Source organism: Georgenia sp. AZ-5, assembly GCF_043952095.1.
Taxonomy (GTDB): Bacteria; Actinomycetota; Actinomycetes; order Actinomycetales; family Actinomycetaceae; genus Georgenia.
The window spans coordinates 1,330,237-1,344,249 of record NZ_JBINOU010000001.1; the positions used below are offsets into that span (position 1 = coordinate 1,330,237).

Sequence of the window (14,013 nt, forward strand, 5' to 3'; positions counted from 1 at the left end):
CGTCGGCGCAGTCCGTGTGGCGACGCGGCGCGGACCAGCGGCTTCGCCGCCGTCCGGTGGGCGGGTGGCGGCGCGTGACCCCCGCGGCGGATGCCAGACTGTGCCGCATGGACGACGTCAGGATCGACCTCATCACCGAGGAGGAGGCCGGGGAGCTGCTCACCGTGCGTCGGGCGGCCTTCGTCACCGAGGCGCAGCTGTACGGCGACCCGAACCTGCCCGCGCTGACCCAGTCGCTCACCGAGCTCGTGGCGGACATCGCGCGCCCCGAGGTGGTCACGCTGGGCGCCTGGATCAGTCACCGGCTGGTGGGCTCGATCCGCGTCGAGCTCGAGGCCGACCGGGCGAACCTGGGCCGGCTCGCCGTCGTCCCGGACCTGCAGGGCCGCGGGATCGGCACCCAGCTGCTGATGGCGGTGCTGGAGTACCTGCCGGAGCAGACCAAGGAGGTCTGGGTGTTCACCGGGCAGGACTCCAAGCAGAACCTGGCCATGTACGCCAAGCAGGGTTACGAGCACCAGTACGACCAGCACACCGGCGACCTCACGTACGCCTACCTGCGCCGCATCCTCGGCGAGGGTGAGCCGGAGGACGGCGGCGAGCTCCCGCTGGCGGACCCGGGGCTGCCCGGGCGCCCCTGACGCCACGCCGTCCTGCTCACCGGCTCCGGCTCACGCCTTCTTCCCAGCGCCGCCTGACCCGCGCCGTCCCCTGCCCGCCGTGGCCCGGCGGCGGTGGTCGTACTTGCGAGCCGGGCGGCTTCGGCCCCGCCCGGCCGAGTTGGTAGTCTCGGCGACGTCGCGACTGGCGCCTGAGGTGGGGAACCACCGGGGAGCGACATCAGCACCGATTCGAGGTCGTCCGCCTGGGCCGAGAGTCACCACACCGAGTGCGCGCGCACACCGTGTGTGCGTGAACGACCAGCGGAGGAAGCATGAGCCAGACCACCCCCGGCAGCGCCACGTCCGTGGCCGACCAGTCGCTCGCCGAGCTCGACCCGGAGATCGCCGCCGTGCTCGACGGCGAGCTCGCCCGCCAGCGTGAGACGCTCGAGATGATCGCGAGCGAGAACTTCGTGCCCCGCGCCGTCCTGCAGGCGCAGGGGTCCGTGCTGACCAACAAGTACGCCGAGGGCTACCCCGGCAAGCGCTACTACGGCGGCTGCGAGCAGGTCGACGTCGCCGAGAGCCTCGCGATCGAGCGGGCGAAGTCGCTGTTCGGCGCCCAGTACGCCAACGTCCAGCCGCACTCCGGCGCGCAGGCCAACGCCGCCGTCCTGCACGCGCTGGCGAACCCGGGCGACACCATCCTGGGCCTCTCGCTCGCGCACGGCGGCCACCTCACGCACGGCATGAAGATCAACTTCTCCGGCAAGCTCTACGACGTCGCCTCCTACGGCGTGGACGAGCAGTCGCACCGCATCGAGATGGAGACCGTGCGCGCCAAGGCCCTCGAGGCGCGCCCGAAGGTCATCATCGCCGGCTGGTCCGCCTACCCGCGCCAGCTCGACTTCGCCGCCTTCCGGGAGATCGCCGACGAGGTCGGCGCGTACCTGTGGACGGACATGGCGCACTTCGCCGGCCTGGTGGCCGCCGGGCTGCACCCCTCGCCCGTGCCGCACTCCGACGTCGTCTCCTCCACCGTGCACAAGACCATCGGCGGCCCCCGCTCGGGCTTCCTGCTCTCCCGGGACGAGGAGACCTTCGGCAAGAAACTCAACTCCGCCGTCTTCCCCGGTCAGCAGGGCGGCCCGCTCATGCACGTGATCGCCGCCAAGGCGGTGGCCTTCAAGATCGCCGCCGGCGAGGAGTTCAAGGACCGTCAGCGCCGCACCCTCGAGGGGGCGCGCATCATCGCCGAGCGCCTCAGCGAGCGCGACGTCGCCGACGCCGGCGTCTCCCTCGTCACCGGCGGCACCGACGTGCACCTCGTGCTCGTCGACCTGCGCGACTCCGCCCTCGACGGCCAGCAGGCCGAGGACCTGCTGCACGCCGCGGGCATCACGGTCAACCGCAACGCCGTGCCGTTCGACCCGCGCCCGCCGCGCGTGACCTCGGGCCTGCGCATCGGCACCCCGGCCCTGGCCACCCGCGGGTTCGGCGCCGCCGAGTTCACCGAGGTCGCGGACATCATCGCCACCACCCTGGTGGGCGGCGCGGACACCGACGTCGAGGCCATGCGCGGCCGGGTGAAGGCCTTGACGGACGGGTTCCCGCTGTACCCGGGGCTGCAGCAGTGACGGCGCGGGTCCTCGACGGGCGCGCCACCGCCGCCACCATCAAGGCCGAGCTCGCCGAGCGGGTCGCCGCGCTCCGGGAGCGGGGCGTCACGCCCGGCCTGGGCACCGTGCTGGTGGGGGAGGACCCCGGCTCCAAGGCGTACGTGGCGGGCAAGCACCGGGACTGCGCCGAGGTCGGCATCGCCTCCATCCGCGAGGACCTGCCCGCCACCGCCACCCAGGCCGACGTCGAGGCCGCCGTCGCGCGGCTCAACGCCGACCCGGCCTGCACCGGGTACATCGTCCAGCTGCCGCTGCCCCGCGGGATCGACACGAACGCGATCCTGGAGATGGTCGACCCGGCCAAGGACGCGGACGGGCTGCACCCGACCAACCTCGGCCGCCTGGTGCTCCGGGTGAAGGAGGAGGTCACCTCCCCGCTGCCCTGCACGCCGCGGGCGGTGCTCGAGCTGGTCGCCCGGCACGGCCTGGACCTGGCGGGCAAGGAGGTGTGCGTCGTCGGGCGCGGCACCACGGTGGGCCGCAGCATCGGGCTGCTGCTGACCCGCAAGGACGTCAACGCCACCGTCACGCTCACCCACACGGGCACTGCCGACCTGGCCAAGCACGTGCGCGAGGCGGACGTGGTCGTGGCGGCCGCCGGGCAGCCCGGCATCATCACCGCGGACATGGTCAAGCCCGGCGCGATCGTGCTCGACGTCGGCGTCTCACGGGCCGTGGACCCGGCCACCGGCAAGGCGAAGCTCCGCGGGGACGTCGCCGACGGCGTGGCCGACGTCGCGGCGTGGCTCTCGCCGAACCCGGGCGGCGTGGGGCCCATGACGCGGGCCATGCTGCTCGCCAACGTCGTGGACACCGCCGAGCGGCTGGCCGCGCGGTCCTGAGGCGGGGAGGTGGCCGGCGGCCCGCCGGCCGCCTCCGCCGCCCGGCCGCCTCCGCCGCCCGGCCGCCTCCGCCCCTCCCGCCGCCGTGCGTCCGAACGACGCCCGCGCGAGACTGGCCACGGAGCCCCCGGCCCTCCGTCGTGCCGGGGAGCGAGACGGCGGGGAGCTGACGATGACCGGGATCCTGCAGGAGAGCACCTGGCACGGCCGGGTCTTCACGGGGCGGTGGGCCGAGGCACGGGGCGGCGTCGTCGAGGACGTCGAGCCGGCGACCGGCGAGGTCCTGACCGTCACCGGCAACGCGAACGCCGAGGACGTCGCCGCGGCCTGCGCCTCCGCGGCGGGGGCCCAGCCGGACTGGGCGGCGCGGCCCTACGGCGAGCGCGCCCAGATCATGCTCGACGCCGCCCGCCACATCCGGGACAGCTACGACGAGCTCGCCGGGTGGATCATGCGCGAGTGCGGCGGCGTCCGGGCGAAGGCGGCCACCGAGCTCGACGACGCCGTCCTGCGCCTCACGCACGCCGCGGGGCTCGCCCTCGAGCCCTACGGCCAGCTGGTGCCCACGGCGGTGCCCGGGCGCTGGAGCTTCGCCCAGCGCGTGCCGCTCGGCGTCGTGGGGGTGATCTCGCCGTTCAACTACCCGCTCATCCTCTTCCATACGCTCGGTCGCCCCGGCGCTCGCGCTGGGCAACGCCGTCGTCCTCAAGCCCGACGCCCGCACGCCCGTCTCCGGCGGGTTCCTCATCGCCCGGGTGCTCGAGGAGGCGGGGCTCCCCGAGGGCGTGCTGCACGTGCTGCCGGGGGTGGGCGCGGAGGCGGGGGCGGCGCTGGTCGAGGACCCCAACAACCAGGCCATCTCCTTCACCGGCTCCACCGCCGTGGGCCGCAAGATCGGGGAGGCCGCCGGGCGGCTGCTCAAGCGGGTGGCCCTCGAGCTGGGCGGCAACAACCCCTTCGTCGTGCTCGAGGACGCGGACGTCGAGCTCGCCGCGACGGCGGGCGCGTTCGGCTCCTTCATGCACCAGGGCCAGATCTGCATGGCCACGGGGCGCCACATCGTGCACTTCTCGCTCGCCGCCGACTACGTCGAGGCGCTGACGAGCAAGGCCGCGGCGCTGCGGGTCGGGGACCCCTTCCGCGACGACGTGGACCTCGGGCCGATCATCGACGCCCACCAGCTCGACCACATCGACGGCCTCGTCCGGGAGACCGTCCGGGGCGGTGCGCGCGTCACCACGGGCGGCGAGCACGACCGGCTGTTCTACCGCCCCACCGTGCTCGCCGACGTCGGCACCGACGCGCCCGCCTACCGGCAGGAGGTGTTCGGCCCCGTCGCGCCGGTCGTGACGTTCCGCGACGACGAGGAGGCCGTGCGGCTCGCGAACGACTCCGAGTACGGGCTGAAGGCGGCGGTGCACGGCGGGTCCTACGAGCACGCGATGGAGGTGGGGCGCCGCCTGGAGGCCGGAGCCGTCCACGTCAACGACATGACGGTGAACGACGAGGCGGTCGCGCCCTTCCCGGCGGTCAAGGCGTCGGGCAACCAGACGGCGTTCGGCGGGCCCGCCGACGTCGGCGAGTTCACGCGCTGGCAGTGGGTCACGGCGCGCGAGACGCCGAACCCCGTCCCGATCGGCGGGGCGTGACCCTCGCCGCCCGGGGCGGGTGCCGCCGCGCGGACGCGGTGCGGCGGGTGGACGGCCGCGCGGCCGTGTCGGTGCCGTCGGCGATACTTGCCCGGTGCTGAGCATCGCCACCGTCAACGTCAACGGCATCCGGGCCGCGTTCAAGCGCGGCATGGACGCCTGGATCCGTCACCGGGACCCCGACGTCCTGCTGCTGCAGGAGGTCCGCGCCAACGACGACATCCTCGCCGAGCACCTCGGCGGGGGCTGGCACATCGCCCACCAGGCGTCCGACATCAAGGGCCGCGCCGGGGTGGCGGTGGCCTCGAAGCTGCCCGCCTCGGCGGTGCGCGTGGGCCTGGGCGACGGCGAGCCGCCGGTCGACACCGGCCGGTGGGTGGAGATGGACCTGGAGCTGCCGGGCACCGCCAAGCCGCTGACGGTGGTGTCGGTGTACGTCCACTCCGGCACGGTCGGCACCGAGAAGATGGACGCCAAGTTCGCGCACCTGGAGAAGGTCACCGCCCGCCTCGGCGAGCTGGCGGAGCAGGCGCGCGCGGGGGAGCGGGAGGTCGTCGTCGGCGGCGACCTGAACATCGTCCACCGCGAGGTGGACATCAAGAACTGGAAGGGCAACCACAACAAGGTCTCCGGCGTCCTCGACGAGGAGATCGCCTACCTCGACAAGTGGTTCGCCGACGACTGGGTCGACCTGGGCCGCCGCCTTGGCGGGGACGGCCCCGGGCCGTTCACGTGGTGGTCCTGGCGCGGCAAGGCGTTCGACAACGACTCCGGGTGGCGCATCGACTACCAGCTGGCCACCCCCGGCGCCGCCCGGCGGGCGACGGCCGCCGTCGTGGACCGCGCGGCCGCGTACGACCAGCGCTTCTCCGACCACGCCCCCGTCGTCGTCACCTTCGGGAGCTGAGCTCCCGGCCCTCAGTAGCGGATCGCGTCGATGGGCCGCACCCGCACGGCCACGACGGCGGGCAGCAGGCCGGCCAGGGCGCCCACCCCGGCCGCGGCGGCGAGTCCGCTGAGCGCCGCCGAGAGCGGGAAGGGCGGGGCGTCCTGGAGGCTGAAGCCCAGCAGCTGCTCCAGGGGCAGGTTCTCGACCACCGCGATCGGGAGGCCGACGCCCACCGCGCCCGCCACCACGGTCGCGACGACGGACTCGAGCATGATCGAGAAGAAGACGCGGCCAGAGGTCGCCCCGAAGGACCTCCGGATGCCGATCTCCCGGATGCGCTGGCGCACCGTGACCAGGGAGATGTTGACCAGGCTGAGCGCGCCGAGCATCAGCACGAGCGTGCCGATGCCGAGCACCACGAGCCGGAAGGTGTCGTCGAAGGCGTCCTGCCCGGAGAGGTCGTTGCTGTACACGTCCACCGTCGCGCCCTCACCGAGCGCCGCCGAGAGGTCCCGCCGCACCGTCTCCATGCCCAGCTCGGCCACCCCGGGCGGCACCCACAGCTCCATCTGGGGCGGGGCGAACATCGCGGGGTCGGCGTCCGGGGCGCCGGCGACGCGGGTCCAGGAGTCGTAGAGCACGAAGGCGGTGGGCATCTCCTCCGGCCAGCGGTTCGCCATGACGCCGGTGACGACGAAGGTCACCGGGTCGGCACCCGGCAGCGTCGCGGTCGGGTGGGCCTCGAGCCCGGGAGCGCCGAGCGCGGCGAGGAAGGACTCGTTGACCACGATCGCCGGTGCCAGCCGCTCCTCGTCGCCGAGCGCGAACCACGCGCCGTCCTCCACCGCTACGCGGTGCATCGTGCCGTAGGGCTGGTCCACCAGCCGCAGCTCGGCGTCGAACGTCGCGCCGCCCGCCCGGAACCGCGACGGGAGCCACTGCACCACCGAGGAGTGGTCGACCTCGTACCGCTCGGCGAGCGCCCGCATGGCGGGGACGACGCCGGCGGTGGCTCCCGGCGTGGCGCCGTACGCGTTGACGGTGAGCGTGGTCTGGCGCCCCGAGTCGCGATCCATGAGCTCGCTCTGCGCCTGGGCGGTCATCTGGCCGACGGCCAGGACGGCCGTCATGGCTGCCACGGAGACGGCCACGCCGACGAGGGACAGCAGCACGCGCAGCTTGTGCATTCGGAGCTCGTCCCACGCCTCCACCAGCGCGCCGAGCACGCCGGTCATCGCGCGACCGCCCGGGGCTCGGCCGCGCCGGCGCTCGGCCCGCTGCCGCCCGGCCCGGCGACGTCCGAGCCGACGAGCGACTCCAGCGAGCCGCCGTCGCGCCGCGCGATCTCGATCGGCGTGAGGACCCCCTCGCCGAGCCGGACGTGGCGCCGGGCCCGGGAGGCGACCGCTAGATCGTGCGTGATCGCGATCAGCGCCGCCCCGGTGTCGCAGGCGATGCGGTCCAGCATGTCGACGATCTGCGCGCCGGTCTCGACGTCGAGGGCGCCGGTGGGCTCGTCGGCGAGGATCACGCGCGGGGACCGCACCAGCGCCCGCGCGATCGCCACCCGCTGCTGCTCGCCGCCGGACAGGTGCGCCGGCAGGGAGTCCATCCGCCCGGCGAGGCCCACCCGCTCGAGGGTCTCCTGCGCGATGCGCCGGCGTCGCCAGAACGTGCGGCCGCGGGCGTAGAGCAGCGGCGCGACGACGTTCTCCAGCGCCGTCCGTCCCGGCAGCAGGTTGAACTGCTGGAAGACGAAGCCGAAGTCCTCCCCACGGCGGCGCGCCCGCCGCCTCGCGCCCAGGCGGGCGACGTCGGCGCCGTCGAGCCGGTACTCCCCGGACGACGGGGAGTCGAGCAGCCCCAGGATGTTCAGCAGCGTGGACTTGCCCGTGCCCGAGCGGCCGACGACCGAGACGTGCTCGCCCGCCTCCACCGTGAGGTCGACGCCGCGCAGGATGTGCAGCTCGCTCAGGTCCGGCAGGCGCACGGTCCGGGTGACGCCGCGGAGCTCGAGCAGCGGCATCAGAAGCCCCGGCCGATCGGCATCTCGCCGCCCGCGGGCGGGACGTCCCCGACCGGGATGAACTCCAGGACGGTGTCGCCCTCGGTCAGGCCCTCGGTGACCTGCACCATCTTGCCGTCGGTCATGCCCAGGCCGACCCCCTTCTTCACCGGCTCGGCGCCGTCGGCACCGACCACCCACACGTTGCCGGTGGCGAAGAGCCCCTGGACCGCCGTGACCGGGACGAGGAGGGCGTCGGCGGCCTGGCCGGCCGTGATCGTCATGGTCCCGGCCAGGCCGGGGAAGACCTGGACGTCGGCAGGGACGGCGCACCGGACCTGGACGGTGGCGCTCGGCGCGGGGGCCGCCGCGAAGGGCTCGACAGGGACGTTCGGGTCGGAGGTCCCGGGGCTGACCTCCGTCCCGGTGGACAGGCCGGTGCACGTGAACGGCGCCGGGCCGCCCCGGACCGGGACCTCCTGGTGGATCACCACCAGCGGGGCGCCGACCTCGACGTGCGCGCCGTCGGCCACGGCGAGACGGCCGACCGTGCCCTCCATGGTTGCCTTGGCCTCGACCGCCGGGTCCGCCTCGACGGTGGCGTCGACGGTGACGGTGTTGGCCACGGTTCCCGTGGTCACCGTCGCGACCGCGTCGGTGAACACCGCGCCCGGCTGGGCGGGCGGCGGGCCGGCCGAGAGGGTGGAGGCGCCGCCGAAGAACGCCAGCTTCACCAGCGCGGCCGCGATCACCGCCCAGACCAGCAGGCGCAGCGCCGGGAAGAGGATGTGGCGGGCGAAGGCCATGTGGTCCCCAGTCGGTCCGGGGCGGTCACCGCAGACCACCCTGTCGTCGCGGAATCGACCGGTAGCCGTCCGTAGTGGTGTGCGAATGGGCGGGCGGGCCAGCCCTAGCGCCGCCCGGCGCAGGCGACGCACGTCGTCGCCGTGGGCCGGGCGGCCAGCCGGGCCGGGGCGATGGGGCGCCCGCAGACCGCGCACCTGCCGTAGGTGCCCTCCGCGAGGCGGGCGAGGGCCGTGTCCACCTCCCCGAGCGTGCCGCGCGCCCGCCCGGTCAGCGCCGCCACCTGGGCGCGCTCGAAGCCGATGGTCGCGCCCTCGGGGTCGTGCTCGTCGTCGCTGTTCGCACCCGCCGCGGCTGCCACCACGTCGTCGAAGCTGCGGTCCAGGGCGGCCAGGCGTCCCGCTGCTGCCGCGCGCAGGTCCAGCAGGCGCGTGCGGACCGCCTCGTCGTCGACCGCCCTCTCGTCGGCGCCGACCGTCTCGCCGCCGGTGGCGCCGCCCGTCTCGCCGCCGGTGGCGCCGCCCGGCACACCGCCCGGCACACCGCCCGCACCGACCGACTGGCCGCCCGCACCGGACGACCGGCGGCCCGGCGTGGCGTCGCCGGCGGCCGTGTCGTCCCCGCCCTCGCCGATCGCCATGCCGGCATCGTCCCAGAGCGCCGGCAGGAGCGGCGGTCCCCGGCCCGACGCGGGCGCCGGGCGAGGGCGCTCAGGCGCCACGTGCGACGGACCCACGGCGGCACAGCCCGCCGCCCGGCGATGCGGACCATGGGTGGCCACTTCCTGCCAGCCCCTCGTGATGGGGGCACGTTCCCTGAGAGCCGCCCACCTGCCAGGATGGGGACGTGACACGTCCGCCGCTCGCCGTCGAGCCGAACCCGCGCGCCGCGAGGAGAGGCTGAGATGCACCTGCCCGAGCGCGTCGGGGACCAGGTGCGCATCGGCGTCGCCCTGCAGATCCCCGCGCCCTACGCCACGCTGATCCAGTCCACGCGGATCCGGCTGGGCGACCCGCTGGCGCGCTCCATCCCGCCGCACGTCACCCTGCTGCCGCCCACCGTGCTCGAGCCGGAGCAGCTGCCGGACGTGATCGACCACCTCGGCGAGGTGGCTGCCGCCCACCCCCCGTTCGTGCTGACCCTTCGCGGCACGGGCACCTTCCGCCCGATCAGTCCCGTCGTCTTCGTGCGCGTGGAGCAGGGGGCCGGGCAGTGCGCCGTCCTGGAGCGCGACGTCCGCTCGGGCGTCCTCGCGCAGGAGCTGCGCTTCCCCTACCACCCGCACGTCACGATCGCGCACGAGCTCGACGACGGGGCCCTCGACGCGGCCGAGCGCGCCATGGCGGACTTCGAGGCGACGTACGCGGCGGGCAGCATGCGCCTGTACGAGCACGGCGACGACGGCATGTGGCGGGTCATCGCGCGAATGCCGTTCACCGGCACGGCGGTGACGCACCAGGCCGGCTGACGCCCCGCACCGCTCCGCCGACTGCCAGAGCGGCGCCCGGCCGCCCGCGCAGGTGCGGTCCCGCAGCCCCCGCGAGGGTGCGTCCTGGGCGCCCAGGCTCGCGCCCCCGACGAACCTGCGCGGGGCCGCCCTTGCAAGGGGCGCCCGGTCGCCCACGCGGCCCCTTAGGGTGGCGGTCATGTCCGACGACGTCGCCCCCTACCTGCACGCCATCATCCCGGCCGGCGGGGCCGGTACCCGGCTGTGGCCGCTCTCGCGCCGCTCGGCGCCGAAGTTCCTGCTGGACCTGACCGGGTCCGGGCGCTCGCTGCTGCAGCAGACGGTCGACCGCCTGCGCGCGCTCACCGGTGACGCCGGCGTCACCGTGGTCACGGGCGTCGCGCACGCGGACGCGGTCCGTGCGCAGCTGCCCGGTCTGGGCGAGGGGGACCTGCTCACCGAGCCGAGCCCCCGCGACTCCATGGCGGCCATCGGCCTGGCTGCAGCGGTGCTCGCCCGCCGGCACGGCGACGTCGTGGTGGGCTCCTTCGCCGCCGACCACGTCGTCCGCGACGCCGCTGCGTTCGAGGCGGCGGTGCGCGAGGCGGTGGACGTCGCGCGCGGCGGCTACGTGGTGACCATCGGCATCGAGGCGGACCACCCGTCCACCGCCTTCGGGTACATCCGCGCCGGCGAGCTGCTCGCCGACGCGGCGGACGTCGCCGCGCCCACCGCTGCTGCGCCTGCCGCGCCCGCCGCACCCACCGCCCGCCGGGTGCTCGGGTTCACCGAGAAGCCGGACGCCGCGACAGCCGCCGCGTACCTGGCGACGGGGGAGTACCGGTGGAACGCGGGGATGTTCGTCGCCCGCGCGCAGGTGCTGCTGGACCACCTCGCCGAGCAGCGTCCCGAGCTGCACGCCGGCCTGCTCGAGATCGCCGCCGCCTGGGACACCCCGGACCGCCGGGAGGTGCTGGAGCGGGTGTGGCCGGGCGTGGAGAAGGTGGCGATCGACCACGCCATCGCCGAGCCGGTCGCCGCCAAGGGCGGCGTCGCCGTCGTGCCCGCCGCGATGGGCTGGAACGACGTCGGTGACTTCGCCAGCCTCGCCACCCTCGTCCCCGCGGGTGACGGCGTGCGCGTGCTCGGCGACGCCGCGGAGGTCCTCGCCGTCGGCGCCGACGGCGCGCTCGTGGTTCCGGGCAGCGGGCGGACGGTGGCCGTCGTCGGCCTGCCCGACGCCGTCGTCGTGGACACCCCCGACGCCCTGCTGGTCACCACGCGGGCCCACGCCCAGCGGGTCAAGGAGGCCGTGGACCGGCTGCGGGACGGCCACGAATCCCTGCTGTAGCACCACGCCGGGCCCGGCCAGGGCACGGCGTGGGGCGCCGGGCTATCGTCGGCCTGTGCAAACCATCCCGGCCACCACCGACTCCGCAGTCGCCCGACGCATCAACGCCGTGGTCGCCGCGCTCGAGCCCGAGCTCCTCGAGGTCCGCCGGCACCTGCACGCCCACCCCGAGCCGGCGCGGATGGAGCACGGCACGACGAACTACCTCGCCAACCGGCTGCGCGCCGCGGGCCTCGAGCCCCGCCTGCTGGAGGGCACGGGGCTGGTGGTCAACATCGGGGCCGACCCCCGCCAGCCGGGCCGGCGGCGGGTCGGCCTGCGCGGCGACATCGACGCGCTGCCGGTCACGGAGACCTCCGGGCTCCCGTTCGCGTCGGTCAAGGAGGGCTTCGCCCACGCCTGCGGGCACGACATCCACACCACCGCGCTGTACGGCGCCGCCCTGGCGCTGAAGGCGCTCGACGACGCCGGCGATCTCGCCGTGGGCGTGCGATGCATCTTCCAGCCGGCCGAGGAGGTCCAGCCGGGCGGGGCGGAGTCCGCCATCAACCAGGGCGTGCTCGACGGCGTGGAGCAGATCTACGCGCTGCACTGCGACCCCAAGCTCGACGTCGGCAAGGTGGGATCGCGCATCGGGGCCATCACGGCCGCGTCCGACACCCTGACGGTCACCGTGACGGGCGAGGGCGGGCACACCTCCCGCCCGCACCTGACCGGCGACGTCGTCTTCGCCCTCGGTCAGCTCATCACCCAGCTGCCCGCCATACTGGGCCGGCGGCTCGACCCCCGCGCAGGTGCCAACCTCACCTGGGGATCCGTGCACGCCGGCAAGGCGTCCAACGCGATCCCGGCGTCGGGGACCGTCTCCGGCACGCTGCGCTGCCTCGACGGACGCGTGTGGCAGCGCGCGGCGAAGGTCGTGCAGGACGCCACCGAGCAGGTGCTCGCGCCGTACGGCGTCGATGCGGAGATGACCTACGTGCGGGGCATCCCGCCGGTGGTCAACGAGGAGCGGTCCGTGCGCATCATCGACGCCGCGGCGAAGGACGTCATCGGCCCCGACACCGTGGTGCTCACGGAGCAGTCCCTCGGCGGCGAGGACTTCGCCTGGTACCTCACCCGGATCCCCGGTGCGCTGGTGCGCCTGGGCACGCGCACCCCCGGCGGCCCCGCCTACGACCTGCACCGCGGCGACATCATCTTCGACGAGCGGGCGATCGGCATCGGCACGCGGCTGCTGGCGCGCACCGCCGTCCTCGCCGGGGACGGCTCGCTCGAGCACGCCCGCCTGGGTAGGCGCCCGCCCCTGTCGGACGACAGTGTCGCTCGTTCGACCGGGAGGGAAACAGTTTCATAACTCTTTGCCACCCGGTCTCGCGGGTTGGTCACCCGCACCCTCGCCGGGCGACTAGGGTCACACCTGATATCCGCCGATCCCGGACTGCGCTGACGGTGCTCTGAGAGGCAGAGCGTGCCCCCGGCCCCGCAGGCCCTCGGCCCCACACAGCAGGAGACACGCGTGAAGAAGAGCATCTACGCCGCGGCGCTGGCGACCACGGTCGCCCTGACGCTCGCTGCCTGTGGCGCAGCTCCTGAAGAGGAGGAGCCCGGCGGCGGCGAGGCGACCGGCGGGGCGGCCGAGCAGGTCGACTACTCCGCCTGCGTCGTCTCCGACGCCGGTGGCTGGGACGACAAGTCCTTCAACCAGTCCGCCTACGAGGGCCTCATGCGGGCCGTCGACGAGCTCGGCATCGAGGCGAACGACGCCGAGTCGCAGTCTGAGACGGAGTTCGGCCCGAACGTCGACTCCATGGTGCAGGCCGGCTGCGACCTGACCTTCGGCGTCGGCTTCCTCCTCGAGGACGCCGTGCAGGCCGCCGCGGAGGCCAACCCCGACACGAGCTTCGCCCTCATCGACTCCGCCTTCTCCGAGGGCGAGCAGCAGGTCGACCTCGAGAACGCCAAGCCGATCCTCTTCAACACCGCCGAGGCCGCCTTCCTGGCCGGCTATGTCGCCGCGGGCATGACCCAGACGGGCACCGTCGGCACCTTCGGCGGTCTGCAGATCCCGTCCGTCTCCATCTTCATGGACGGATTCGCCGACGGCGTCGCCGCCTACAACGAGGACCAGGGCGCCGACGTCCGCCTCGTCGGCTGGGACAAGGAGGCGCAGACCGGCGCCTTCGCCGGCACCTTCGACGACATCGCGGCCGGCCGTCAGCAGGCCGACCAGCTCATCGCCCAGGGCGCCGACATCATCATGCCGGTGGCCGGCCCGGTCGGGCAGGGCGCCGCCCAGGCGGCCGTGGAGTCCGACGGTGCCGTGCGGATCATCGGCGTCGACTCCGACTGGTACGAGTCCACCGAGTACGGCGAGGTCGTCCTGACCTCGGTGCTGAAGGACATCAGCCAGGCCGTCTTCGACACCATCGAGCAGGGCGTCAACGGCGAGTTCTCGGGCGAGGCGTACGTCGGCACGCTGGAGAACGAGGGCGTGGGGCTCGCGCCGTTCCACGACTTCGACTCCCAGGTCCCGCAGGAGCTGAAGGACCGCGTCGCCGAGCTGCAGGAGGAGATCGTCTCCGGCGAGCGCACCATCGAGACGGTGAACGCCCCGTCGGCCTGATCCGAGCGCACACCGTGACGGCCCGGCCCTGGTGGCCGGGCCGTCACGGTCCGTGCTGAAGTAGTGTCGACGGACCAGGAACCGCGCACCGGGGGTGCGCCCGACACAGGGAGCTCAAT

At 74.5% G+C, this 14,013-nt stretch carries 13 protein-coding genes, 1 pseudogene and 1 riboswitch; of the genes and pseudogenes, 10 read left to right on the top strand and 4 right to left on the bottom strand.

The window, feature by feature from the left end:
- Window positions 1–107: 107 nt before the first annotated feature.
- The 6 genes and pseudogenes from ACF0H8_RS06325 (at window position 108) to ACF0H8_RS06350 (ending at window position 5,679) form a co-directional block, all read left to right on the top strand.
- Window positions 108–641, top strand: a complete 534-nt coding sequence (locus ACF0H8_RS06325; RefSeq protein WP_395288118.1) for a GNAT family N-acetyltransferase — start codon at window positions 108–110, stop codon at window positions 639–641.
- 149 nt (window positions 642–790) lie between these two features.
- A riboswitch (ZMP/ZTP riboswitch) is annotated at window positions 791–878 on the top strand.
- Between the two features lie 56 nt (window positions 879–934).
- Complete coding sequence (gene glyA / locus ACF0H8_RS06330) at window positions 935–2,239, top strand: serine hydroxymethyltransferase (RefSeq protein WP_395288119.1); 1,305 nt, start codon at window positions 935–937, stop codon at window positions 2,237–2,239.
- On the top strand, window positions 2,236–3,123 hold the full coding sequence (locus ACF0H8_RS06335; protein ID WP_395288120.1) for a bifunctional methylenetetrahydrofolate dehydrogenase/methenyltetrahydrofolate cyclohydrolase: 888 nt from the start codon (window positions 2,236–2,238) through the stop codon (window positions 3,121–3,123). Before glyA ends, ACF0H8_RS06335 begins: the two co-directional genes overlap by 4 nt.
- Before the next feature lie 172 nt (window positions 3,124–3,295).
- A pseudogene (locus ACF0H8_RS06340) lies at window positions 3,296–3,718 on the top strand (aldehyde dehydrogenase family protein); the annotation flags it as partial.
- Window positions 3,719–3,809: 91 nt separating this feature from the next.
- The gene (locus ACF0H8_RS06345) at window positions 3,810–4,772 is read left to right on the top strand and encodes an aldehyde dehydrogenase family protein (RefSeq protein WP_395290825.1); all 963 of its coding nucleotides are present in this window, start codon (window positions 3,810–3,812) and stop codon (window positions 4,770–4,772) included.
- 94 nt (window positions 4,773–4,866) lie between these two features.
- Window positions 4,867–5,679: an exodeoxyribonuclease III gene (locus ACF0H8_RS06350; RefSeq protein WP_395288121.1), complete on the top strand. Its 813-nt coding sequence runs from the start codon at window positions 4,867–4,869 to the stop codon at window positions 5,677–5,679.
- Between the two features lie 11 nt (window positions 5,680–5,690).
- On the opposite strand, the gene ACF0H8_RS06355 is transcribed toward ACF0H8_RS06350, so the two are convergent.
- The 4 genes from ACF0H8_RS06355 to ACF0H8_RS06370 all read right to left on the bottom strand — a co-directional run bounded on the left by ACF0H8_RS06355 (window position 5,691) and on the right by ACF0H8_RS06370 (window position 9,110).
- A complete protein-coding gene (locus ACF0H8_RS06355) occupies window positions 5,691–6,896 on the bottom strand; it encodes an ABC transporter permease (RefSeq protein WP_395288122.1) in 1,206 nt (401 codons plus the stop codon).
- Complete coding sequence (locus tag ACF0H8_RS06360) at window positions 6,893–7,687, bottom strand: ABC transporter ATP-binding protein (RefSeq protein WP_395288123.1); 795 nt, start codon at window positions 7,685–7,687, stop codon at window positions 6,893–6,895. Before ACF0H8_RS06360 ends, ACF0H8_RS06355 begins: the two co-directional genes overlap by 4 nt.
- Window positions 7,687–8,472: a hypothetical protein gene (locus ACF0H8_RS06365; RefSeq protein WP_395288124.1), complete on the bottom strand. Its 786-nt coding sequence runs from the start codon at window positions 8,470–8,472 to the stop codon at window positions 7,687–7,689. Before ACF0H8_RS06365 ends, ACF0H8_RS06360 begins: the two co-directional genes overlap by 1 nt.
- A gap of 104 nt (window positions 8,473–8,576) precedes the next feature.
- Window positions 8,577–9,110 carry a TraR/DksA family transcriptional regulator gene (locus ACF0H8_RS06370; protein ID WP_395288125.1) on the bottom strand — a complete coding sequence of 178 codons (534 nt, stop codon included), beginning with the start codon at window positions 9,108–9,110 and terminating at the stop codon, window positions 8,577–8,579.
- 264 nt (window positions 9,111–9,374) lie between these two features.
- On the opposite strand from ACF0H8_RS06370, the gene ACF0H8_RS06375 reads away from it, so the two are divergent.
- From ACF0H8_RS06375 to ACF0H8_RS06390, 4 genes are all read left to right on the top strand, one after another.
- Window positions 9,375–9,938, top strand: a complete 564-nt coding sequence (locus tag ACF0H8_RS06375) for a 2'-5' RNA ligase family protein (RefSeq protein WP_395288126.1) — start codon at window positions 9,375–9,377, stop codon at window positions 9,936–9,938.
- 178 nt (window positions 9,939–10,116) lie between these two features.
- Window positions 10,117–11,268: a mannose-1-phosphate guanylyltransferase gene (locus ACF0H8_RS06380; protein ID WP_395288127.1), complete on the top strand. Its 1,152-nt coding sequence runs from the start codon at window positions 10,117–10,119 to the stop codon at window positions 11,266–11,268.
- A gap of 55 nt (window positions 11,269–11,323) precedes the next feature.
- Window positions 11,324–12,625, top strand: a complete 1,302-nt coding sequence (locus ACF0H8_RS06385; RefSeq protein ID WP_395288128.1) for an amidohydrolase — start codon at window positions 11,324–11,326, stop codon at window positions 12,623–12,625.
- Window positions 12,626–12,787: 162 nt separating this feature from the next.
- Window positions 12,788–13,894: a BMP family protein gene (locus tag ACF0H8_RS06390; protein ID WP_395288129.1), complete on the top strand. Its 1,107-nt coding sequence runs from the start codon at window positions 12,788–12,790 to the stop codon at window positions 13,892–13,894.
- Window positions 13,895–14,013: the final 119 nt, after the last annotated feature.